This window comes from Variovorax sp. Soil_C_39 (assembly GCF_057656815.1).
In genome coordinates, this window is record NZ_JBDGJQ010000001.1 from 139,253 (window position 1) to 159,675 (window position 20,423).

The 20,423-nt window shown below is 68.2% G+C and carries 25 protein-coding genes; 15 read left to right on the top strand and 10 right to left on the bottom strand.

The annotated features are described in order from the left end of the window. Positions 1 to 6: 6 nt before the first annotated feature. From dapA to AC3A6J_RS00675, 3 genes are all read left to right on the top strand, one after another. Positions 7 to 897, top strand: coding sequence for a 4-hydroxy-tetrahydrodipicolinate synthase (dapA, locus tag AC3A6J_RS00665; protein WP_487857967.1), 891 nt, complete (start codon positions 7 to 9; stop codon positions 895 to 897). A 136-nt stretch (positions 898 to 1,033) separates the two neighbouring features. Next, a complete protein-coding gene (gene bamC / locus AC3A6J_RS00670; protein WP_487857968.1) occupies positions 1,034 to 2,125 on the top strand; it encodes an NlpB/DapX family lipoprotein in 1,092 nt (363 codons plus the stop codon). 5 nt (positions 2,126 to 2,130) lie between these two features. Further along, positions 2,131 to 2,907: an MBL fold metallo-hydrolase gene (locus AC3A6J_RS00675; RefSeq protein WP_487857969.1), complete on the top strand. Its 777-nt coding sequence runs from the start codon at positions 2,131 to 2,133 to the stop codon at positions 2,905 to 2,907. 108 nt (positions 2,908 to 3,015) lie between these two features. On the opposite strand, the gene AC3A6J_RS00680 is transcribed toward AC3A6J_RS00675, so the two are convergent. The 3 genes from AC3A6J_RS00680 to AC3A6J_RS00690 all read right to left on the bottom strand — a co-directional run bounded on the left by AC3A6J_RS00680 (position 3,016) and on the right by AC3A6J_RS00690 (position 5,034). After that, entirely contained in the window at positions 3,016 to 3,285 is a 270-nt protein-coding gene (locus AC3A6J_RS00680; protein WP_487857970.1) for a hypothetical protein, read from the bottom strand. A gap of 95 nt (positions 3,286 to 3,380) precedes the next feature. Then, on the bottom strand, positions 3,381 to 3,902 hold the full coding sequence (locus tag AC3A6J_RS00685) for a hypothetical protein (protein WP_487857971.1): 522 nt from the start codon (positions 3,900 to 3,902) through the stop codon (positions 3,381 to 3,383). Beyond that, complete coding sequence (locus AC3A6J_RS00690) at positions 3,892 to 5,034, bottom strand: JmjC domain-containing protein (protein WP_487857972.1); 1,143 nt, start codon at positions 5,032 to 5,034, stop codon at positions 3,892 to 3,894. Before AC3A6J_RS00690 ends, AC3A6J_RS00685 begins: the two co-directional genes overlap by 11 nt. A gap of 14 nt (positions 5,035 to 5,048) precedes the next feature. Between AC3A6J_RS00690 and AC3A6J_RS00695 the strand changes: the two genes are divergently transcribed. Further along, positions 5,049 to 5,573: an FKBP-type peptidyl-prolyl cis-trans isomerase gene (locus AC3A6J_RS00695; protein ID WP_487857973.1), complete on the top strand. Its 525-nt coding sequence runs from the start codon at positions 5,049 to 5,051 to the stop codon at positions 5,571 to 5,573. A gap of 74 nt (positions 5,574 to 5,647) precedes the next feature. Here AC3A6J_RS00695 and AC3A6J_RS00700 read toward each other — a convergent pair whose 3' ends face one another. The 4 genes from AC3A6J_RS00700 to coaBC all read right to left on the bottom strand — a co-directional run bounded on the left by AC3A6J_RS00700 (position 5,648) and on the right by coaBC (position 8,445). Beyond that, positions 5,648 to 6,148 carry an outer membrane lipoprotein gene (locus AC3A6J_RS00700; protein WP_487857974.1) on the bottom strand — a complete coding sequence of 167 codons (501 nt, stop codon included), beginning with the start codon at positions 6,146 to 6,148 and terminating at the stop codon, positions 5,648 to 5,650. Positions 6,149 to 6,313: 165 nt separating this feature from the next. Then, entirely contained in the window at positions 6,314 to 6,760 is a 447-nt protein-coding gene (dut, locus tag AC3A6J_RS00705) for a dUTP diphosphatase (RefSeq protein WP_487857975.1), read from the bottom strand. A gap of 12 nt (positions 6,761 to 6,772) precedes the next feature. Next, on the bottom strand, positions 6,773 to 7,222 hold the full coding sequence (locus AC3A6J_RS00710) for a hypothetical protein (RefSeq protein ID WP_487857976.1): 450 nt from the start codon (positions 7,220 to 7,222) through the stop codon (positions 6,773 to 6,775). After that, on the bottom strand, positions 7,222 to 8,445 hold the full coding sequence (coaBC, locus tag AC3A6J_RS00715) for a bifunctional phosphopantothenoylcysteine decarboxylase/phosphopantothenate--cysteine ligase CoaBC (protein WP_487857977.1): 1,224 nt from the start codon (positions 8,443 to 8,445) through the stop codon (positions 7,222 to 7,224). The genes AC3A6J_RS00710 and coaBC overlap by 1 nt, the downstream gene beginning before the upstream one ends. Positions 8,446 to 8,569: 124 nt before the next feature. Here coaBC and pyrG point away from each other — a divergent pair, with 124 nt between their 5' ends. Genes pyrG through AC3A6J_RS00755 form a run of 8 tightly spaced genes read left to right on the top strand, consistent with a single transcriptional unit; the run spans position 8,570 to position 15,318 of the window. After that, the gene (gene pyrG, locus AC3A6J_RS00720) at positions 8,570 to 10,249 is read left to right on the top strand and encodes a CTP synthase (RefSeq protein ID WP_487857978.1); all 1,680 of its coding nucleotides are present in this window, start codon (positions 8,570 to 8,572) and stop codon (positions 10,247 to 10,249) included. Further along, on the top strand, positions 10,246 to 11,103 hold the full coding sequence (gene kdsA, locus AC3A6J_RS00725) for a 3-deoxy-8-phosphooctulonate synthase (protein WP_487857979.1): 858 nt from the start codon (positions 10,246 to 10,248) through the stop codon (positions 11,101 to 11,103). Before pyrG ends, kdsA begins: the two co-directional genes overlap by 4 nt. Continuing rightward, complete coding sequence (locus tag AC3A6J_RS00730; protein ID WP_487857980.1) at positions 11,100 to 11,390, top strand: DUF1330 domain-containing protein; 291 nt, start codon at positions 11,100 to 11,102, stop codon at positions 11,388 to 11,390. Before kdsA ends, AC3A6J_RS00730 begins: the two co-directional genes overlap by 4 nt. 44 nt (positions 11,391 to 11,434) lie before the next feature. Then, on the top strand, positions 11,435 to 12,718 hold the full coding sequence (gene eno / locus AC3A6J_RS00735) for a phosphopyruvate hydratase (RefSeq protein WP_487857981.1): 1,284 nt from the start codon (positions 11,435 to 11,437) through the stop codon (positions 12,716 to 12,718). Positions 12,719 to 12,736: 18 nt separating this feature from the next. Beyond that, a complete protein-coding gene (ftsB, locus tag AC3A6J_RS00740; RefSeq protein ID WP_487857982.1) occupies positions 12,737 to 13,015 on the top strand; it encodes a cell division protein FtsB in 279 nt (92 codons plus the stop codon). A gap of 16 nt (positions 13,016 to 13,031) precedes the next feature. Next, positions 13,032 to 13,655, top strand: a complete 624-nt coding sequence (pnuC, locus tag AC3A6J_RS00745) for a nicotinamide riboside transporter PnuC (RefSeq protein ID WP_487857983.1) — start codon at positions 13,032 to 13,034, stop codon at positions 13,653 to 13,655. After that, the gene (locus tag AC3A6J_RS00750; RefSeq protein ID WP_487857984.1) at positions 13,652 to 14,359 is read left to right on the top strand and encodes an AAA family ATPase; all 708 of its coding nucleotides are present in this window, start codon (positions 13,652 to 13,654) and stop codon (positions 14,357 to 14,359) included. The genes pnuC and AC3A6J_RS00750 overlap by 4 nt, the downstream gene beginning before the upstream one ends. Next, on the top strand, positions 14,359 to 15,318 hold the full coding sequence (locus AC3A6J_RS00755; protein WP_487857985.1) for a hypothetical protein: 960 nt from the start codon (positions 14,359 to 14,361) through the stop codon (positions 15,316 to 15,318). Before AC3A6J_RS00750 ends, AC3A6J_RS00755 begins: the two co-directional genes overlap by 1 nt. Before the next feature lie 21 nt (positions 15,319 to 15,339). Here the strand turns inward: AC3A6J_RS00755 and AC3A6J_RS00760 are convergent, their stop codons facing one another. Next, entirely contained in the window at positions 15,340 to 16,215 is an 876-nt protein-coding gene (locus tag AC3A6J_RS00760; RefSeq protein WP_487857986.1) for a helix-turn-helix domain-containing protein, read from the bottom strand. Between the two features lie 105 nt (positions 16,216 to 16,320). Here AC3A6J_RS00760 and AC3A6J_RS00765 point away from each other — a divergent pair, with 105 nt between their 5' ends. Together AC3A6J_RS00765 and AC3A6J_RS00770 are read left to right on the top strand one after the other, a co-directional pair. Then, positions 16,321 to 17,112, top strand: a complete 792-nt coding sequence (locus AC3A6J_RS00765) for an SDR family oxidoreductase (RefSeq protein ID WP_487857987.1) — start codon at positions 16,321 to 16,323, stop codon at positions 17,110 to 17,112. Between the two features lie 29 nt (positions 17,113 to 17,141). Then, entirely contained in the window at positions 17,142 to 18,005 is an 864-nt protein-coding gene (locus AC3A6J_RS00770) for an NAD(P)-dependent oxidoreductase (protein WP_487857988.1), read from the top strand. A 12-nt stretch (positions 18,006 to 18,017) separates the two neighbouring features. On the opposite strand, the gene hslO is transcribed toward AC3A6J_RS00770, so the two are convergent. Both hslO and AC3A6J_RS00780 read right to left on the bottom strand, forming a co-directional pair. Continuing rightward, positions 18,018 to 19,016 (bottom strand): Hsp33 family molecular chaperone HslO, encoded by a 999-nt coding sequence (hslO, locus tag AC3A6J_RS00775; RefSeq protein WP_487857989.1) that lies wholly within the window; start codon positions 19,014 to 19,016, stop codon positions 18,018 to 18,020. 30 nt (positions 19,017 to 19,046) lie between these two features. After that, positions 19,047 to 19,571: a gamma carbonic anhydrase family protein gene (locus AC3A6J_RS00780; RefSeq protein ID WP_487857990.1), complete on the bottom strand. Its 525-nt coding sequence runs from the start codon at positions 19,569 to 19,571 to the stop codon at positions 19,047 to 19,049. A 36-nt stretch (positions 19,572 to 19,607) separates the two neighbouring features. Here AC3A6J_RS00780 and AC3A6J_RS00785 point away from each other — a divergent pair, with 36 nt between their 5' ends. Next, positions 19,608 to 20,423, top strand: coding sequence for a ferritin-like domain-containing protein (locus AC3A6J_RS00785; protein WP_487857991.1), 816 nt, complete (start codon positions 19,608 to 19,610; stop codon positions 20,421 to 20,423).

Consider the following 20,423-nt stretch of genomic DNA (forward strand, 5'->3'; position numbering starts at 1 on the left):
TTCCCCTTGGAGCAACTGACAGGCAGCATCGTCGCTCTCGTCACGCCAATGCACGACGACGGCAGTGTCGACTATCCCGCCCTGCGCCGGCTGATCGACTGGCACATCGACGAAGGCACGGATTGCCTCGGCATCGTCGGCACCACGGGCGAATCGCCCACGGTCGACGTGGAAGAGCATTGCGAAATCATCCGCGTGTCGGTCGAGCAGGCCAAGGGCCGCGTGCCCATCATGGCCGGCTGCGGCGCCAACTCCACCAAGGAAGCGATCGAACTCGCCCGCTTCGCCAAGGGCGTGGGCGCCGACTCGCAGCTGCAGGTCGTGCCCTACTACAACAAGCCGACGCAGGAAGGCCAGTACCAGCACTTCAAGGCCATTGCCGAGGCCGTGGGCGACCTGCCCACCGTGCTCTACAACGTGCCGGGCCGCACCGTGGCCGATATGGCGCACGAGACCGTGCTGCGGCTCGCGCAGGTGCCGGGCATCATCGGCATCAAGGAAGCCACCGGCAACATCGAGCGCGCGCAATGGCTGATCCGCGACCTCCCCGCACATTTCGCCGTGTACTCGGGCGACGACCCCAGCGCAGTGGCACTGATGCTGTGCGGCGGCAAGGGCAACATCAGCGTCACGGCCAACATCGCGCCGCGCAAGATGCACGAACTGTGCGTGGCGGCCCTGGCGGGCGACGTGCGCCGCGCGATGCAGATCCAGTTCGAGCTGATGCCACTGCACCGCCACCTGTTCGTCGAACCCAACCCCATCCCGCTGAAGTGGGCCATGGCCCGACTCGGGCTCTGCGGCGGTACGCTGCGGCTGCCGCTCACCGAGCTTTCGGAAGCACACCATCCGGTGGTCGAGGCCGCACTGCGCGCCACCGGCCTCCTCAAGGGCTGAGCGGCTCTCCCGCTGCCATCATTTCCTCTCCGCCGCACAGAGGTGACGCAACCTTTTGCCTGAACCGCGCTCTGAGAGTGCGGGCATCGCGGCCCACCACAGACTGACCGAACCCATTCCAACAAGGAAGACGACGTTGAAGAACATTGCGCACATCCCGCGAGCTGCACTGCTGGCCACCCTCGTTGTCAGCCTCGCCGCCTGCTCCGTCCTCGAGGGCGACAAGATCGACTACAAGAGCGCCGGCAAGGCCCCCACGCTCGAAGTCCCGCCCGACCTGTCGCAACTGTCGCGCGAAAACCGCTATGCGGTGCCGGGCGGCCCGGTCACGGCCAATGCCTACCAGGCCGGCGCGGCGAATGCGCCGGGCATCCCCACGGCGGTCGCCAACATCGGCGACGTCCGCATGGAACGCGCGGGCACGCAGCGCTGGATCGTCATCAACCGCTCGCCCGACCAGCTCTGGGATCCCGTCAAGGACTTCTGGCAGGAAAGCGGCTTCCTGCTGACCACCGAGCAGCGCAACCTCGGCATCATGGAAACCGACTGGGCCGAGAACCGCGCCAAGCTGCCGCAGGACATCATCCGAGGCACACTCGGCAAGCTGGTCGACTCGGTCTACTCGACCGGTGAACTCGACCGCTTCCGCACCCGCATGGAGCGCACGCCCAACGGCACCGAGATCTTCATCAGCCACCGCGGCATGCAAGAGATCTACACCAACAGCCGCCAGGACCAGACCGTCTGGCAGCCGCGCCCGAGCGACCCCGAACTCGAGACCGAGTTCCTGCGCCGCCTGATGGTCAAGCTCGGCGTCTCGCAGGAGCAGTCGAAGATCCTCGCCGCCACCACCGCGCCGACCAAGACCGCCACCATCGCCAACGTCGGCGGACAGCCGGTCGTCCAGATCAGCGAAGGCTTCGACCGCGCCTGGCGCCGCGTCGGCCTCGCGCTCGACCGCACCGGCTTCACCGTCGAAGACCGCGACCGCAGCGCCGGCATCTACTACGTTCGCTACGTGACCCCGAACGCCGACAAGAAGGAATCGGGCTTCTTCGGCAAGCTGTTCAGCGGCTCGAAGAAGGACGAGGCACCCGTCAAGTTCCGCATCGTGGTCAAGGGCCAGGGCGAGATGACGACCGTCGCCGTGCAGAACGAAGCCGGCGCGCCGGAGGCCTCGGCCAATGCAGAACGCATCGTCAAGGTCATTGCCGACGACCTGAAGTAAGCCGCATGCTCCGCTTCCGAAGCCTCGGCAGCGGCAGCACGGGCAATGCCGCGCTGGTCGAGGCGACCAGCGGCGGCCGCACTTCGCGGCTCCTGATCGACTGCGGCTTCGGCATTCGCCAGCTCGACCTGCGGCTCGCGAAGGCGGGCCTCGCAGCGGCCGACATCGACGCGATCTTCATCACGCACGAGCACGGCGACCACATCGGCTGCGCCCATGCACTCTCGCGCCGCGAGCGCATTCCGGTCTGGATGAGCGAAGGCACTTGGCTCGCTACGGGCGGGCGCGATTTCGAGGGCCGGCTCCATCTGGCGCGCGACGATGCGGCCTTCGAGGTCGGCGACCTGTCGGTACAGCCCTTCACCGTGCCGCACGATGCGCGCGAGCCGCTGCAGCTTCGCTGCTCCGACGGCGCGCGCACGCTCGGTGTGCTCACCGACCTGGGTCATGCCACGAGCCATGTGCTGTCGAGGCTCAGCGGCGTGCATGCGCTGCTGCTGGAGTTCAACCACGACAGCGACCTGCTGGCGAATTCCTCGTACCCGCCGTTTTTGAAGCTGCGTGTGGGCGGCCGGCACGGCCATCTGTCGAACGCGGCCGCCGCGGAGATCGCGCGCGCAGTGCATCACGACGGCCTGCGCCACGTGGTTGCAGCGCACCTGAGCGAGCAGAACAACCGTCCCGAGATCGTGCGCCGGCTCATGGCCGAGGCCCTGGGCGGACACGAGGCCGAAATGCTTACAGCGAACGCGCTCGACGGCTCGCCGTGGCTCGAGGTCTGAACAGGCCGGCGGGCTTCGACGAGCCCACGCAAAAAAGCCGCCCGATGATGAGGGCGGCTTTTTTTGCGGTCGTGCCAGGCGCAGGACGCGCCGGCAGTAGGCTCCGGATTACTGCTTGGGCGCTTCTTCCTTCTTGGCAGCGTCGGTCGCGGCATTGGCCGCGTCGAGTGCGGACGATGCGCCCGTAGACGGCGTGGCGGCCGCCGGATCGCTCATGGTCGACGGGCTCGATGCGGGCGGCATGGCCGGGGCGGGTTCGGTCACCGGTGCGGGCGGCGGCGTCACGACCGCCGGCGCGGCGTCCTCTTTCTTTCCGCAGGCCGTGAGGGCGGCAACGGCGATCAGCGAGGCGAGCAAGACGGAAGACGACTTCTTCATAGAGAAACTCCTTTGTATTGGGATGTCTGGACGAAAAAATTCTAGACCCCCATCGTCATCCCTTTGTGTCTTGCGGTCGCATTCGCGGCATTGGCTTACAAGCCCAATGTCGTTGCCGGAAATGCCGGTCGCCCGGCCCGCCACGATTCATCGAATGTTTCGCGCAGCGCGCGCCGGGCGCGCGGATCGAAGCCGCAGACGCCGCGGCTGCGCTCGGGGTCGATGCGGTGCATGAACCATGCGGGCGTCCAGATGGCGCTCGGCACCATTTGCACGCCGGCTGCGCCGCGCAAGCTGCGGCATTCGACGATGTGATCCCACATGCGGCGCCACGGCAAGAAGCGCGCATGCACGCGCTCGATCACGTCGAAACGCTCAGCGAGCAGCACGAAGCGCCGGCCCGGAGCCGACCAGGCCGTGAGCGCTTCGACGGAGGCACGCTCGCCGAGCGGCCAGTCGGCAAAATCCGGGTCGCTGAAGACCAGTTCGTTCCAGCCCTCGCGGGCCGCGTTCGCGAGCGCAGCACGCACGATGCCGTCGAAGGCTTCGCGGCCGTCGAAGCGGCCTTCGGGCAGATTCGGAGGCAAAGCCACGGCCTGCGCTTCTTCAGCCGGCATGGACCCACCCCGCCTCGCACCATTCGGACAACAGCGCCAGTGCGCCTTCGCTCGCCCGCGCCAGTTCGCGCGGACCGAGTGCGCGCCGATCGGCCAGCCGGCGCATCAGCGTGGCGTCGGCGCCGCCCGCGCGGAAGCTCTCGCCGTTGATGTAGAGGTGCCGCGCGTCGTAGAGCATGCGGGTGCGGCGGTCGAGCGCCACATGCCGCAGCACGTCGGGCACCTCGCCGCCGTCGTCGAACCAGACATTGGCCTTGGGCTCGGTGAGCGACTCGCCGAGCGCGCGGTCGATGGCATCGGGATCGCGCAGCGCCGCGTCGATGGCCTTGCGCGCGAAGGCCTGCATTGCCGCCGGCATCGCGGCAGGTGCATCGACCGCGGGCTGTGAGGGATCGCGGTAGCGCGCCAGTTCGGCCGGGCCCGCATCCTCCAGCGCTTCCGAATAAGCCTGCGCCATTCGGGCCAGCAGGTCGGCACCGAACTCGCCGGCCGCCGGCGAGCGCAAGCCGATCGAGCAGGTCATGCAGTCGTCGCCCAGGGCCACGCCGTCGTGCGCATAGCGCGGCGGCAGGTAGAGCATGTCGCCCGGCTCGAGCACGAAGCTCTCTTCGGGTTCGAAATGCTCGAGGATCTTGAGCGGCACGCCGGGCTGCAGGCGCAGGTCGTCCTGCCTGCCGATCGACCAGCGGCGCCGGCCCTGCGCCTGGAGCAGGAACACGTCATAGCTGTCGAAATGCGGGCCGACCCCACCCTGGTCGCTCGCATAGCTGATCATCAGGTCGTCGAGCCGCGCATCGGGCAAAAAGCGGAACTGCTGAAGCAGTGCATGCACCCCGTCATCGTGCAGGTCGACGCCCTGCACCAGCAGCGACCATGCGGGCTGCGAAAGCGGCGGCAGGGCGCGGCGCCCGAAGGGGCCGTGCCGCAGGGTCCAGCCGGCCCTGCCATGGCGGATGAGCCGGGACTCCACCTCCTCGCGCCCGGCAAGGGCAAAGAGCGCACTGCGCGCTATCGGTGGCACCATGGCGGGCACGGCCTGGCGCACCAGCAGCGGCTTTTTCTGCCAATGTCGCCGCATGAACTGCGCGGCGCTCAGGCCGCCGAGCAGCGGCAGCGGTTGTGTGATCTCCATGGGAGAATTCTGCAATGGAAATCTCTGAACAATGCGTGGTCGGCCTGACCTGGACCATGAAAGACACCCTCGGCGAGGTGCTCGACGTGCTTGACGAGCCGGTGGAGTTCCTCGTCGGCGGCGACGACCTCTTCGATGTGATCGAAGCGGCGCTGCAGGGCCACGAGCCCGGCGCACGCGTGCAATTGCAGCTCGAGCCCGAGCAGGGCTTCGGCGACTTCAACGACCAGTTGCTCTTCCTGGAGCCGCGCGCGCTGTTCCCCGAGGGGACTGAAGAAGGCATGACCTTCGACGGCGCCGCGCTGCCCAAGGGCGTGAGCGAGGCGATGCCCAAGGACGTGATCTACACCGTGGCCGAGATCTACCCCGAACACCTCGTGCTCGACGGCAACCATCCGCTCGCCGGCATCGCGGTGCGGCTCGACATCACGGTGCGCTCGGTGCGCGAAGCGACCGAGGAAGAGATCGGCAGCGGCACTGCGGGCACCGCCTTCTTCAAGGTGCCGCCGACGGCGCCCGGCAACGACCTGCTGCACTGACGGGCCTCGTCCGTCGAAGGCACACAAGCGAAAGCCGGGCAGCGCCCGGCTTTTCTGCTGGCGGACGGATGCGCCTACATGCGCGAGATGTGCCCGTTGTCGATGCGCACGCGGTCGCCGACGCGCAGGTCGCCCGGGTGCGGCACGTCGAAGGCACGATACCCACCGCGGTCGGTCTGCACCGAGATGCGGTAGCTCTCGTAGGCGCGCGGGCCGTTGTTCTGGGACTCGATGGTGTTGCCCAGCAGCGCGCCACCCACGATGCCGAGCGCCGTGGCGGCCGCACGGCCGCTGCCGTGGCCGAACTGGTTGCCCACGACGCCGCCCAGCACGCCACCCGCGACGGCGCCGCCGCCCGTGGGGCCGGTGCCCCCGGTTTCGCTGCGCAGCACCTCGATGTTGGCCACGTGGCCGTAGTCGACGTAGGCCGCTTCCTGGTAGGGCACCGCCTGCGGCGGCGCCTGGTAGGGATAGCGCGTGGTGTGATAGACCGGCGCCGGCGCGACGCAGGCGGTGAGCGTGGCCAGGGCCACCACCGAGGCGGCAATGGAAACGAAGCGCGTTGAGATTTTCATGGGAGGCTCCTCGAAATGGTGGGTGCATCCGTTGCACCAAGCCTGTGTCTAACGTTCTGGCCGCCAGCGAGATGACGCCCGACACACAGCACGATGTAGGAGCATGCCGCGCGCTTCGGGTTCCGGTCTTTACGGCTACGACATGAAGCCGCCGCCATGCGTTCGTCAGTGCTTGCCGGTCGACCCGTAGCCGCCTTCGCCGCGTTGCGAAGCTGAAAATTCGGTGACGACCTGAAACTGCGCCTGCACCACCGGCACGATCACGAGCTGCGCAAGCCGCTCCATCGGCTCGAGCACGAAGGGCGTGCTGCTGCGGTTCCATGCGCTGACCTTGAGCTCGCCCTGGTAGTCGCTGTCGATCAGGCCGACGAGGTTGCCGAGCACGATGCCGTGCTTGTGGCCGAGGCCCGAGCGCGGAAGGATCATTGCCGCAAAACCCGGGTCGGCCAGGTGGATCGCGATGCCGGTGCCCACCAGCTGCCAGGCATTGGGCGCCAGCGTGAGCGGTGCATCGAGGCAGGCCCGCAGGTCGAGCCCCGCGCTGCCGGGCGTGGCGTAGGTGGGCAATTGATCCACCATGCGGGGATCGAGGATGCGGACGTCGACTTTCACTTCGTTGCTGCCTTACTTGGTTGGCTGTTCTCTTTGATTGCGGTTGGCTTCTTCGAGCACCTGCTGCCACTTGGCGACACCGGGCGAGGCCAGGCCCTTGACGAGGCCCCTGCCGAGCCAGAACACGACGGCCAGCGCAACAGCCAGCGCACCGAAAGGCACGCCGGCCGCCCAGAGCACCAGGAAGACGACCGCGCCGATGCCCGCGAGCATCTTGAAACCCGTGGACCCGAGGGCGGTCTTCGCGGCTGCGGCGCCGTTCCCGGCCGGTGTGCGCCGACGCTGCTGCTGCTGCGCGGGCGTGAGCACCGCGCCCGGACTCGCTGCCGTCATGCCGGCGTCCATCTCGGGGTTGCCCTGCGCCACCACGCGGCGCGCGGCCTGGGCCGACAGCTGCTCCACGTAGCGTGCGAAGTCGCCGTTGGGCGGCGTGTTCCAGTCGGTGTTGTTCGTGGTGTTCATCAGGCTCTCCATTCAGGAAGTCGTGCGGCAATTTCGACCATCAGCTCGCGCGCGAGCCTGAGCTTGGGTGCGCGTGGCAGCTCGCGCACGCCGTTGGCATCCACCAGCAGCAGCGCATTGTCGTCCTGGCCGAAAGTCAGCGGGCCGATGTTGCCGACCAGGAGCGGAATGCCCTTGCGTGCGCGCTTGGCCTTGGCATGTTCGACGAGGTTCTCGCTCTCGGCCGCGAAGCCGACGCAGAACAGCTGCCGGCTCTTTGCGCGTTCGCTGCTCGCCACGGTGAGCAGGATGTCGGCGTTCTCGACGAAGTTCAGCACCGGCGTGTTGCCGCTGCCGTCCTTCTTGATCTTCTGCTCGCTGTGGGTGGCCGGGCGCCAGTCGGCGACCGCCGCCGTTGCTACGAAAATGCTAGCAGCCTGGGCCGCCGCCATTGTCGCTTCGAGCATCTGCTGGGCCGAGAGCACGTCGATGCGGCTCACGCCGCGCGGCGTCGGCAGGTGGACCGGGCCGGCCACCAGCGTGACCTCCGCGCCGGCCTCGCGCGCCGCGCGCGCAATCGCGAAGCCCATCTTGCCCGACGAATGGTTGGTGATGCCGCGGATCGGGTCGAGCGCCTCGAAGGTCGGCCCCGCGGTCACGAGCAGCTTCTGCCCGGCCAGCACCTTGGGCTGGAAGAAGGCGGTGACGTCCTCGAGCAGCTGCGCCGCTTCGAGCATGCGGCCGTCGCCGGTCTCGCCGCAGGCCTGCCAGCCGCTGCCGACGCCGAGCACCGTGGCACCGTCGGCGGCCACCTGCATCAGGTTGCGCTGGGTCGCGGGATGAGCCCACATCTCGCGGTTCATGGCCGGCGCGATCAAGAGCGGCACGCGGTCGGCCGGACGCGCGAGGCACATCAGGCTCAGCAGGTCGTCGGCCCTGCCCTGCACCAGCCGCGCGATGAAATCGGCGCTGCAGGGCGCCAGCACGATCGCATCGGCCTCGCGGCTCAGGTTGATGTGGGGCATGTTGTTGGGCTCGCGCGCGTCCCACTGCGAGGTGTAGACGCTGCGCCCCGAGAGCGCCTGCATCGTGACCGGCGTGATGAACTGTTCCGCCGCTTCGGTCATCACGACCTGCACGGTCGCACCCGCCTTGACGAACAGCCGGCACAGCTCGGCCGACTTGTAGCAGGCGATGCCGCCCGTGAGACCGAGAACGATGTGCTTGCCGGCGAGATCTTGCATAGCGCTGGAGTGTAATGACCCGGCCCGCCGCGAAGGAGATGCCGCTTGCGGTTCGCGGCAGCACGGGGCCGGCATATACAATCGCAATTTCCCACTGCCCGGATTTACAGCGTCCGGAACTGGCATGACCAAATTTGTCTTCGTCACCGGTGGTGTCGTATCTTCCCTTGGCAAGGGAATCGCATCCGCCTCCCTCGCCGCGATCCTTGAATCGCGCGGCCTCAAGGTCACCCTCATCAAGCTCGATCCGTACATCAATGTCGACCCCGGCACGATGTCGCCGTTCCAGCATGGCGAGGTGTTCGTCACCGACGACGGCGCCGAAACCGACCTCGACCTCGGCCACTACGAGCGCTTCATCACCACGAGGATGCGCAAGGCCAACAACTTCACCACCGGCCAGATCTACAAGACCGTGCTCGAGAAGGAACGCCGCGGCGACTACCTCGGCAAGACGGTGCAGGTGATCCCGCACATCACCAACGAGATCCAGGAGTACGTCAAGCGCGGCGCCGGCCTCGGCACCGCGCACGAGGTCGACGTGGCCATCGTCGAGATCGGCGGCACCGTGGGCGACATCGAGTCGCTTCCCTTCCTCGAGGCCGTGCGCCAGATGAGCCTGCGCATGGGCCCGAACAACTCGGCCTTCGTGCACCTGAGCTATGTGCCCTGGATCGCCGCTGCCGGCGAGCTCAAGACCAAGCCCACGCAGCACACCGCCAAGGAGCTGCGCGCCATCGGCATCCAGGCCGATGCGCTGCTGTGTCGCGCCGACCGCCCGATCCCCGACGACGAGCGCGCCAAGATCTCGCTGTTCTCGAACGTGCCCGAATGGGGCGTGATCTCGATGTGGGACGTCGACACCATCTACAAGGTGCCGCGCATGCTGCACGAGCAGGGCCTCGACGGCCTGATCTGCGACAAGCTGCGCATCAACACCCCGCCGGCCAAGCTGCAGCGCTGGGACGACCTGGTCTACGAGGTCGAGCATCCGCAGCAGGAAGTGACCATCGCCATGGTCGGCAAGTACGTCGACCTGTCCGACAGCTACAAGTCCCTCAACGAGGCGCTGCGCCATGCCGGCATGAAGAACCATGCCCGCGTGAAGATCGACTACATCGATTCCGAGACCATCTCGGCGCAAGACGTCTCGCGCCTCGCCAAGTACGACGCGATCCTCGTGCCGGGCGGCTTCGGCCAGCGCGGCGTCGAAGGCAAGATCGCCGCCGCCCGCTTCGCGCGCGAAAGCAAGGTGCCCTACCTCGGCATCTGCCTGGGCATGCAGGTGGCCACGATCGAATACGCGCGCCACGTGGCGGGCCTCAAGAACGCCAACAGCACCGAGTTCGACCCCGAGACGCCCTGCCCCGTGATCGCGCTGATCACCGAGTGGAAGGACGCCGACGGCACGGTGAAGACGCGCGACGAGAAGTCCGACCTCGGCGGCACGATGCGCCTGGGCGCGCAGAGCTCCGACGTCACGGCCGGCACGCTCGCGCACAGCATCTACGGCGACGTGGTGACCGAGCGCCACCGCCACCGCTACGAAGCCAACGTCAACTACCTCGACCAGCTGCGCGCCGCGGGCCTGGTGATCTCCGCGCTCACGCAGCGCGAGCACCTGACCGAGATCGTCGAGCTGCCGCAGGACGTGCACCCCTGGTACATGGGCGTGCAGTTCCACCCCGAGTTCAAGTCCACGCCGTGGAGCGGCCATCCGCTCTTCAACGCCTTCATCAAGGCAGCGCTCGAGCACAAGGCGCAGAGCGCGGGCGGCGCAACGAACCTGAAGGTCGTCGCATGAAACTTTGCGGATTCGACATCGGGCTCGACCAGCCCTTCTTCCTGATCGCGGGACCCTGCGTGGTCGAATCCGAGCAGCTGCAGATGGACACCGCCGGCACGCTGAAGGAGATCACCGCCTCGCTCGGCATTCCGTTCATCTTCAAGAGCAGCTTCGACAAGGCCAACCGTTCCTCGGGCACGAGCTTTCGCGGCCCGGGCCGCGACAAGGGCCTGGAGATCCTCGCCAAGGTCAAGCGCGAGCTCGGCCTGCCGGTGCTGACCGACGTGCACACCGAAGACGACATCACCGAGGCCGCCAAGGTGGTCGACGTGCTGCAGACGCCCGCCTTCCTGTGCCGCCAGACCGACTTCATCCGCGCGGTGGCGCAGTCGGGCAAGCCCGTGAACATCAAGAAGGGCCAGTTCCTCGCGCCGCACGACATGAAGAACGTGATCGACAAGGCGCGCGCGGCAGCCAAGGAAGCCGGCCTCGACGAAGACAGCTTCATGGCTTGCGAACGCGGTGCGAGCTTCGGCTACAACAACCTCGTCTCCGACATGCGCTCGCTCGCGATCATGCGCGAGACCGGCGCGCCCGTGGTGTTCGATGCGACCCACTCGGTGCAGTTGCCGGGCGGCCAGGGCACGACCTCGGGCGGCCAACGCGAGATGGTGCCCGTGCTGTCGCGTGCGGCCGTGGCCGTGGGCGTGGCCGGGCTCTTCATGGAGACGCACCCCGATCCCGCCAAGGCACTGAGCGACGGCCCCAACGCGGTGCCGCTCAAGCACATGAAGGCCCTGCTCGAAACGCTGCTGGCGCTCGACCAGGTCACGAAGAAGAACGCTTTTCTAGAGGACACCTTTCAATCATGAGCAGTGGTTACGTCATCGCCCACGTCGAGGTCACGAACCCGACGCAGTACGAGGAATACAAGAAATGGTCGGGCGCCGCGATGCAGGCGCACGGCGCCGAAGTGTGCGTGCGCGGCGGCCAGGTCGAGGTGCTCGAGGGCGACTGGACGCCCTCGCGCATCGTGATCCTGAAATTCCCGAGCTTCGAGAAGGCCAAGGCCTTTTATGAAACGCCCGAGTACCTCAAGGCGCGCGAGGCGCGTGCCGGCGCGGCCGTGATGCGCATGGTCGCCGTCGAAGGCTTGTGAGCTATACCTGAAGAATTCGAGACTCCAAGGAAAGAGAAAAACGCATGAGTGCAATCGTTGACATCGTCGGCCGAGAAATCCTCGACAGCCGCGGCAATCCCACCGTTGAATGCGACGTGCTGCTCGAATCGGGCACCATGGGCCGCGCGGCCGTGCCCTCGGGCGCATCGACCGGTTCGCGCGAAGCCATCGAGCTGCGCGACGGCGACAAGAACCGCTATCTCGGCAAGGGCGTGCTCAAGGCCGTGGAGAACATCAACACCGAGATCTCGGAATCCGTGCTCGGCCTCGATGCCAGCGAGCAGGCCTTCCTCGACCGCACGATGATCGACCTCGACGGCACCGACAACAAGGCCCGCCTGGGCGCCAATGCCACCCTCGCGGTGTCGATGGCCGTGGCACGTGCCGCGGCCGAAGAGTCGGGCCTGCCGCTGTACCGCTATTTCGGCGGCATGGGCGGCATGCAGCTGCCGGTGCCGATGATGAACGTCATCAACGGCGGCGCGCATGCCAACAACAGCCTCGACCTGCAGGAGTTCATGATCATCCCCGTGGGCGCGCCGAGCTTCCGCGAGGCCGTGCGCTACGGCGCCGAGGTGTTCCATGCGCTCAAGAAGATCCTGGGCGACCGCGGCATCAGCACGGCCGTCGGCGACGAAGGCGGTTTCGCCCCCAGCGTCGAGAGCCATGAAGCGGCGATCCAGCTGATCCTCGAGGCCATCGACAAGGCCGGGTTCGTGGCGGGCGAGCAGATCGCGCTCGGACTCGACTGCGCCGCCAGCGAGTTCTACAAGGACGGCAACTACGTGCTGTCGGGCGAGAACCTCACGCTGTCGGCCGGCAACTGGGCCGACATGCTCGCGACCTGGGTCGACAAGTACCCGATCATCAGCATCGAGGACGGCATGCATGAAGGCGACTGGGACGGCTGGAAGCTGCTGACCGATCGCCTCGGCAAGCGCGTGCAGCTGGTGGGCGACGACCTGTTCGTCACCAACACCAAGATCCTGCAGGAAGGCATCGAGAAGGGCATCGCCAACTCGATCCTGATCAAGATCAACCAGATCGGCACGCTGACCGAGACCTTCGCCGCCATCGAGATGGCCAAGCGCGCCGGCTACACGGCCGTGATCTCGCACCGCTCGGGCGAAACCGAGGACAGCACCATCGCCGACATCGCCGTGGGCACCAACGCGGGCCAGATCAAGACCGGTTCGCTCTCGCGCTCGGACCGCATTGCCAAGTACAACCAGCTGCTGCGCATCGAAGAAGACCTCGGCGACATCGCAAGCTACCCGGGCCGCGGCGCCTTCTACAACCTCAAGTAGCGCCCGTAGCCGGCGGCAATGCGCTCGCGACTCGCTCCACCCATCGTGCTGCTGCTGCTGCTGGTCATCCTGCAGTGGCAGCTGTGGAGCGGGCGCGGAAGCGTTCCCGAGGTCACGCAGCTGCAAGACAAGCTGACGGCGCAAAAGGATGCGAACGCCAAGGCCGCCGTGACCAACGAGCGGCTCGCCTCCGAGGTCAACGACCTCAAGGTCGGCCTCGAGATGGTCGAGGAGCGCGCGCGGCAGGAGCTCGGCATGGTGAAGCCGAACGAAGTGTTCGTTCAGGTGACCAGGTAACGCGCGGCCGCTGCCGATGCCGGAGTTCTTCTCGGCCCCCGCCTTCGCGATCTGGGGCGCCCCGGTCAGCTGGCTCGAACTCGTGGCCACCGTGCTCGCGCTCGCGATGGTCGGCTGCAACATGCGCGAGATCCACTGGGGCTGGCCGCTCGCGATCGTCAGCTCGCTGCTCTATGTGGCGGTGTTCGCCGAGGCACGCATCTACGGCGACGCCTCGCTCCAGGTGTTCTTCGCGGTCGTCGCGTTCTGGGGCTGGTTCCAGTGGCTGCGCGGCCACCGCGCCGACGGCAGCACGCTGCGCGTGAGCCGGCTTTCGCCGCGCGGCATCGCGCTGGCACTCGCCGCCTGCGCCATTGCATGGCCCGCGGTGGCACTGTTCCTGCGCCGCTTCACCGATTCCGACGTGCCCTGGTGGGACGGCTTCGCGACCGGGCTCAGCCTCGTGGGCCAGTTCCTGCTCGGGCGCAAGTTCATTGAAAACTGGCTGGTCTGGCTCGCGGTCAATGTGGTGAGCGTGGGCCTCTTCATCCACAAGGGCCTGTGGCTCACGGTCGGGCTCTACGCCGTGTTCGCGGTGCTCAGCGTGGCCGGCTTCCTGGCCTGGCGGATGCGCTTGCACGGCGGGGCCGCACGCGCATGACGCCCGTGCTGCCCGTCGGCTGCGTGATTGCGCTCGTGGGCGCCGAAAGCACCGGCAAGACCGAACTCGCACAAGCGCTCGCCGAGCGGCTGCAGGCCCGCGGCACGGCCGCCACCTTCGTGGGCGAATACCTGCGCGAGTGGTGCGAGCGCGAAGGCCGCACGCCGCGCCCCGACGAGCAACGGGCCATCGCCGACGAGCAGACCCGCCGCATCGAGGCCGCGGCAGCGTCTGGCGTCGTGGTGGCGGACACGACGGCGCTCATGACCGCCGTCTACAGCGAACAGCTGTTCGGCGACACCTCGCTCTACCCGGACGCCCTCGCCGCCCAGCGCCGCTGCGCGATCACGCTGCTCACCGCGCTCGACATTCCCTGGGTGGCCGACGCGCTGCGCGACGGCGACCATGCGCGCGAGCCGACCGACCGGCTGCTGCGCGCCGCGTTGTCGGGCGCCGGGCTGTCGTTCGCGGTGGTCCACGGCAGCGGAGGCGAAAGGCTCGCCAGTGCCTGGAATGCCATCCTTGCCAGCGCCGGGCACGAAGCGCCCGCCGGCCTGCGCGGCCAGGCCGAACCGACACCCGCCCGCTGGTCGTGGGCCTGCGACAAATGCTCGGACCCGGCGTGCGAGCACCGCCTCTTCAGCGAACTGCTCGAACGCCGCGGCGACCCGCCATCCACCACCCCCCACAGTCCGGAGATCTGATGTCCCCCCACGTTTCTCGCGTCCTGCTGCTTGCCGCATGGCTGGCCACGAGTGCCGCAACGGCCGCCCCCGTGGCAGCCACCGTGGAAAACGGTACCACCCCCACCGCCTGCGCGGAAGAGGACAACGTCTCGCTGGTGCTGCGCGGCGAAGGCATCCGCCGGCTGCGCATCGAGGCGCTGCAGCCGGCCTATCTCGACAGCATCCGCACCGACACGACCGCGCCCGACTTCTCGAACTGCAATTTCGATGGTGGCGCCCATCCCACCGATCCCGCGCACAAGTTCGAGCCCCGCACCGTGGTGCTGCACGAGGACGCACAGTGGCGCATCGTCGGCATGACGCTCGCTAGCTTCTGGCGGCCGCAACAGGTGCCGGTGCGCGTGGGTGCGCGCAAGGACCGCGGCTTTCACCTGCTGCAGGTGTTTCGCAAGGAAGACGGCAAGGCGCTCGAGGCGATGGTGCTCTACCCGGCCGACGGCTACTGGCGCATCAAGCCACTGCCCGAGGCCCGCTTCGGCGACGGCGTGTACGGCTCTTCGTTCCTGCTGGGCCCAGTCGAGCAGGCCGGCCGGCCGGTGGTGGACATCGCCTCGATCCGCATCGTCGCGCAGCCGCTGTCGATCCACCTGCGCTTCACGCGCGGCGGCAGCGCCGTGGTCAAGGCCACCGAGATCAGCCGCACGCGCACCGCGCTCGACGTGCGGCTTTCGTCGCCGACCGCGAAGGGGCGCCCGTTCGCGGTGCTGCGCTCGATGTACGTCGCGCCCGACAACGCCGACATGAGCGAAGTGCGCTGGCAGGCATCGCCCGAAGCCGCCGAGCAGGCGCTGCCGCTGCCCGACGTGAAGACGCTGGACGCCACGCAGTTCCGCTTCGGACGCAGCCTGCCCTCGAAGCACAACACGAGCGCGCCCGACATCCTGTTCGGCGGCTTCGACGACGCCGCCGCGCGCTGAGCGCCGGCGCGCGGCCTTTAGCTAGCGCGCGCGCCGCACCTCGCCCGGCGTGGCGCCGAGCACGCGGCGCATGCAGCGCGCCATGTGGCTCTGGTGCGAGAAGCCGCTCTCCAGCGCGACGAGGCTCACGGGCAGTTCGCTCGTCAGCAGCAGGCTGCGCGCGCGATCGACGCGGCGATGCACCACGTATTCGTGCACCGGCAGCCCGGTGGAGCGCTTGAACTGCGTCTTCAGGTGCGAGGCGCTCAGGCCCGCCACCCCGGCCAGCGCAGCCAGTGACAGGTCGCCGTCGAGGTGGTCCTCGATGTAGGCCGTCACGCGCTGCAGCTGCAGCCGGGTCAGGCCCTGCGCGGCCGACTTTGCGGAGCGCACCGGACCGGTCGCGACCAGTTGCACCGCCAGCGCGGTGCCGAGACTGTCGGTGTAGAGCCGGCCGTTCGGAAATCCCGCGCGGCGCTCGGCGTCGAGCGCCCAGGCGATGTGCTCGATCTGCGGGTCGCGGAACTGGTGGCGCTCGCCGAGCCGTGCACGTTCGGCCGGCAGCCCCATTTCTTCGGCCGTGCGCTCGAGCAGCGCCGGCGCCATGCGCACCACGACCGAGGTGCTCGGCGATGCCTCGTGCCAGATGTCGCTGGTGCCGGCCGGCACGATGTCGAGGTCGCCGCGCGTGTAGACGAAGCGGTGGTACTGGCAGGCGCCCGCGACCGGCGCACCCGCATGCAACTTGATGCGATGGTCGGGCAGCGCCTCGTACGCGACCTCGCCGCCGGGCGTCTGCCGCAGGTCCACGCGCAGCCCGCCCGAGGGCGGCGGCGCGGCGAAGCCGTCGTCCGGCAGCACCACGTCGGACCCCAGGCCCGCGCCGCGGAAGTCGGTTTCCAGGTCGGTATCGCGCATCGAAACATTATCGGCCGCGGCCACCCCGCATGTCATCGGCCGTTTGTGCTCGCGCACGGCTGATCGTGCGCGACGGCCGGCGGCGCGATGCCGATCATCGCAGCCATGAACTCCACGAACCATTCCTCCTCCCTCGCGCCTTACGCCGGCAAGAAGGCGCTCATCACCGGCGGCACCATCGGCATGGGCCTTGCCACCGCGCAGGCGCTGCTCGACGGCGGGGCCGACGTGCTCGTCACCGGCCGCAATCCGCACAACCTCGAGGCCGCGCGGCGCACCCTCGGCCCGCGCGCCCACGTGGTGGCATCGGATGCAGCCTCGCTGGCCGACATCGACGCCCTCGCGGCGCTGGCACGCGAAAAGCTCGGCCGCATCGACCTGCTGCACATCAACGCGGGCATCTCGGCGTTGGAGCCCTTCGAGCAGGTGAGCGAAGCCGCCTACGACACGGCTTTCGCGGTCAACACCAAGGGGCCGTTCTTCACGGTGCAGCGCCTGGCGCCGCTGATGCCCGCGGGCAGCGCGATCGTCTTCACCTCGTCGATCGCCGACGAAGGCGGCATGCACGGCCTGAGCGTCTACAGCGCCACCAAGGCCGCGCTGCGTTCGCTCGCCTCCGGCTTCGCGGCCGAGCTCGTGACGCGGGGCATCCGCGTGAACGTGGTGAGCCCCGGCTTCATCGACACGCCGACCCTCGGCGTGACCGACGCCACCGCCGCGGAGCGGGCGGAATTCATGAACCTGGGCGACCAGATCACGCCGATGCGTCGGCACGGCAGCGCCAAGGAGGTGGCGCGTGCCGTGCTGTTCCTCGCCTTCGAGGCCACCTTCACCACGGGCGCGCGGCTCACCGTCGACGGCGGGCTCGGCCAGAACCTCACGCTCGCCGCCGGTTGAGCCCGTCCACGCGCAGAAAGAAGATGCACATGACAGACGTTTCCCTCATCGGCCTCGGCCCCATGGGCGTGGCGCTCGCGCGCGCGCTGCAATCGAAGTTCACCCTCACGCTGTGGAACCGCACCGCGGCACGCGCGCAGCCGCTCTTGAACCAGGGCACGCAGCTCGCGCCCGATGCGCGCGCGGCGGTCGAGGCAAGCCCGGTGGTGCTGGTCTGCGTGGCCGACTACGCCGCCAGCCGCGCGATCCTCGCCGCGCCCGGCATGGCCGAGGCGCTGCGCGGCAAACTGCTGGTGCAATTGAGCACCGGCACGCCGCAGGACGCGCGCGATGCCTGGGCCGCGGCCGACGGCTGCGCCTACCTCGACGGCGCCCTGCTCGCCACGCCGAGCCAGATCGGCCGGGCCGACACGCCGCTGTTCGTCTCGGGCGAAGCCCGCGCGCTCGAGGCGGCGCGGCCGGTGCTCGAAACCATCGCCGGCAACATCCTCTACATGGGCGAGCCCATCGGCAATGCGGCCGCGTGGGACCTGGCGACGCTCTCGTGCATGTTCGGCGCCATGAGCGGGTTCTTCCATGGTGCGCGCATCTGCGAATCAGAGGGCCTGCGCGTGGACGAGTTCGCGCGCATGATCGGCGCCATTTCGCCGGTGCTCGGCGAGATGATCCGCTCCGAGGGCGAGGACATCCACGCCAACCGCTACGGCGAGCCCGAAAGTTCGATGGCCACCTGCGCCGGCTCGGGCCGCCTGTTCGTGAAGCAGGCGCGCGAAGCGAAGCTCGACACGAGCTTTCCCGACTTCCTGATGCGGCTGTTCGAACGTGCGCTCGACGCGGGCTTCGCCAACGAGCGGCTCGCCGCGATGGTGAAGGTTCTGCGCCAGCCCGCGTGAGAAAGAAAGGCGCTACTGAACCACCGAGCTGCCCGGGATCTGGTCGCCGGGCGGCTTGAAGAGCTGCGCGGCATCGACCGCATCGAAGCGGTACTGCTTGCCGCAGAAATCGCAGCCCACCTCGATGTCGCCGCGCTCGGCGAGGATTTCCTCGGCTTCCTTGGCGCCGAGCCCGCGGATCATCTGGGCCACGCGCTCGCGCCCGCAGGTGCAGGCGAAGTGCGGGCCCGCCGGGCCGGCCTGCGGCTCGAAGCGCAGCAGCTTCTCTTCCCAGAACAGGCGCCGCAGGATGGTCTCGATATCGAGCGTGAGCAGCTCGTCGCGCGTGAGGCTCGAAGCGAGGATCGCGATGCGGTTGTAGTCCTCGTTGCGGCCGATCTGGTCTTCGTTGGCCTGGTCGTGGTCGCGGCCCGAGGTGCCTTCGAGGTTGGACCCGCCCTTCACCGGCAGGCGCTGGATCAGCAGGCCCGCGGCCACCTTGTCGTCGGCCGCGAGCACCAGCGTGGTGTCGAGCTGCTCGCTTTGCAGCATGTAGTGCTGCAGCACGTCGCTGAGCCTGCCGAGCTTCTCGCCCTCGTCGTCGAACAGCGGCACCACGCCTTGGTACGGGGTGGTGCCGGGCAGCTTGTCCTTGGGGTCGAGCGTGATCGCGCAGCGGCCCTTGTTTCCCACGTTGACCATCTCGGGCAGGCGTGCATCGGCCGGCAGGTCGCCGATCACCTTGGCGGTGGCGCGCAGGCTCAGGTCGGGCATCGCCTCGGCGACCGCGACCTTGACCGGGCCATCGCCGAAGATCTGCAGGATCAGCGCGCCGTTGAACTTGATGTTGGCCTGCATCAACGTGGCCGCGGCCGTCATTTCGCCGAGCAGCTCGGCCACGGGCGGCGGGTAGGCGCCGGTGGCGGTGTTGGAGGCGCGCCGCGCCAGGATCTCCTGCCACGCATCCGTCAGGCGCACGATCATGCCGCGCACCGGCAGGCCATCGAACAGGAATTTGTGCAGCTCGCTCAAAACGGATTCTTTCTGTGGGGCCTGCGCAGGTCAGGCGATTTTCTTGAGGCCCTTCGCATAGCGAACGGCGTTCTGTACGTAATGGTCGGCGCCATGGCGCAGGCGGGCAGCGTCCTCGTCGCTGATCGTGCGCATCACTTTCGCGGGCGAACCGAAGATCAGGGAATTGTCGGGAAACTCCTTGCCCTCGGTCACGACGCTGCCGGCACCGACGATCGAGTTGCGGCCGATCTTCGCGTTATTCAAGACCACCGCCTGGATGCCGATCAGCGAGTTGTCGCCGATGGTGCAGCCGTGCAGCATGACCTGGTGGCCAATGGTGACGTTCTCGCCGATGGTGAGCGGCGAGCCCGGGTCCGAATGCAGCATCGACATGTCCTGCACGTTGCTGTTGCGCCCGATGGTCATGGTTTCGTTGTCGCCGCGCAGCACCGCGCCGAACCAGATGCTCGCGTTCTCGCCCAGCTGCACGTTGCCGATCACCTCGGCACTGTCGGCGACCCATGCGCCGCTGCCGAGCTTGGGTGCAATGCCGTCGAGTTCATAAATCGCCATCGTGGGGTCTCCGGGGCCAAAACTAGAATTGTAGGGATGCACCCCCGATTGAGCGCCCTGGCCGCGCTGCGCCTCACCGATCCCGAACAGAAGGTGGCGGCAACGCGCGCGACCGTTGCGCTCGCAGCTACCGAATCCATAGCACCGATACCCATTCGCACGGCAGGCGACGACACCGGCGTGCCGGGCCGCCCCGAGCGCCCGCTGCGCGTCAGCGCGACCGAGGTGCAGAAGCGCTCGCCCTTCACGCCCGAAGGCCGCGCCGCGCTGGTCCATTCGATCTGTCACATCGAGTTCAACGCGATCAACCTCGCGCTCGATGCGGTGTGGCGCTACGACGGCATGCCCGAGTCCTACTACCGCGACTGGCTGCGCGTGGCCGATGAGGAAGCGCAGCACTTCACGCTGCTGCATGCGCACCTGCAGGACATGGGCTGGCGCTACGGCGACTTCCCGGGCCACGACGGGCTCTGGAACATGTGCGAGAAAACGAAGGACGACGTGCTCGCGCGCATGGCGCTGGTGCCGCGCACGCTCGAGGCCCGCGGCCTCGACGCCACCCCGCTGATCCAGGCCAAGCTGCGGCGCGTGAACACGCCCGATGCGTTGCGCGCGGTCGAGATCCTCGACATCATCCTGCGCGACGAGATCGGCCATGTCGCGATCGGCAACCGCTGGTACCGCTGGCTCTGCGAGCGCGCGGGCCGCGACCCCGAAACGAGCTATCCCGAGCTCGTGGCGCACTACGATGCCCCGCGGCACAAGCCGCCGTTCAACCTCGAGGCGCGCAGCCGCGCCGGCTTCAGCGACGAGGAACTGCGCGCGCTGGCTGCGGGCACGGGCAAGGGCTGA

Excerpts from the sequence above, each read along its gene's own strand:
- AC3A6J_RS00675 (WP_487857969.1), top strand. The coding sequence starts at position 2,131 with ATGCTCCGCTTCCGAAGCCTCGGCAGCGGCAGCACGGGCAATGCCGCG.
- AC3A6J_RS00680 (WP_487857970.1), bottom strand. The coding sequence starts at position 3,285 with ATGAAGAAGTCGTCTTCCGTCTTGCTCGCCTCGCTGATCGCCGTTGCC.
- AC3A6J_RS00685 (WP_487857971.1), bottom strand. The coding sequence starts at position 3,902 with ATGCCGGCTGAAGAAGCGCAGGCCGTGGCTTTGCCTCCGAATCTGCCC.
- AC3A6J_RS00690 (WP_487857972.1), bottom strand. The coding sequence starts at position 5,034 with ATGGAGATCACACAACCGCTGCCGCTGCTCGGCGGCCTGAGCGCCGCG.
- AC3A6J_RS00695 (WP_487857973.1), top strand. The coding sequence starts at position 5,049 with ATGGAAATCTCTGAACAATGCGTGGTCGGCCTGACCTGGACCATGAAA.
- AC3A6J_RS00700 (WP_487857974.1), bottom strand. The coding sequence starts at position 6,148 with ATGAAAATCTCAACGCGCTTCGTTTCCATTGCCGCCTCGGTGGTGGCC.
- AC3A6J_RS00710 (WP_487857976.1), bottom strand. The coding sequence starts at position 7,222 with ATGAACACCACGAACAACACCGACTGGAACACGCCGCCCAACGGCGAC.
- coaBC (WP_487857977.1), bottom strand. The coding sequence starts at position 8,445 with ATGCAAGATCTCGCCGGCAAGCACATCGTTCTCGGTCTCACGGGCGGC.
- pyrG (WP_487857978.1), top strand. The coding sequence starts at position 8,570 with ATGACCAAATTTGTCTTCGTCACCGGTGGTGTCGTATCTTCCCTTGGC.
- kdsA (WP_487857979.1), top strand. The coding sequence starts at position 10,246 with ATGAAACTTTGCGGATTCGACATCGGGCTCGACCAGCCCTTCTTCCTG.
- AC3A6J_RS00730 (WP_487857980.1), top strand. The coding sequence starts at position 11,100 with ATGAGCAGTGGTTACGTCATCGCCCACGTCGAGGTCACGAACCCGACG.
- eno (WP_487857981.1), top strand. The coding sequence starts at position 11,435 with ATGAGTGCAATCGTTGACATCGTCGGCCGAGAAATCCTCGACAGCCGC.
- ftsB (WP_487857982.1), top strand. The coding sequence starts at position 12,737 with ATGCGCTCGCGACTCGCTCCACCCATCGTGCTGCTGCTGCTGCTGGTC.
- pnuC (WP_487857983.1), top strand. The coding sequence starts at position 13,032 with ATGCCGGAGTTCTTCTCGGCCCCCGCCTTCGCGATCTGGGGCGCCCCG.
- AC3A6J_RS00750 (WP_487857984.1), top strand. The coding sequence starts at position 13,652 with ATGACGCCCGTGCTGCCCGTCGGCTGCGTGATTGCGCTCGTGGGCGCC.
- AC3A6J_RS00755 (WP_487857985.1), top strand. The coding sequence starts at position 14,359 with ATGTCCCCCCACGTTTCTCGCGTCCTGCTGCTTGCCGCATGGCTGGCC.
- AC3A6J_RS00760 (WP_487857986.1), bottom strand. The coding sequence starts at position 16,215 with ATGCGCGATACCGACCTGGAAACCGACTTCCGCGGCGCGGGCCTGGGG.
- AC3A6J_RS00765 (WP_487857987.1), top strand. The coding sequence starts at position 16,321 with ATGAACTCCACGAACCATTCCTCCTCCCTCGCGCCTTACGCCGGCAAG.
- AC3A6J_RS00770 (WP_487857988.1), top strand. The coding sequence starts at position 17,142 with ATGACAGACGTTTCCCTCATCGGCCTCGGCCCCATGGGCGTGGCGCTC.
- AC3A6J_RS00780 (WP_487857990.1), bottom strand. The coding sequence starts at position 19,571 with ATGGCGATTTATGAACTCGACGGCATTGCACCCAAGCTCGGCAGCGGC.
- AC3A6J_RS00785 (WP_487857991.1), top strand. The coding sequence starts at position 19,608 with ATGCACCCCCGATTGAGCGCCCTGGCCGCGCTGCGCCTCACCGATCCC.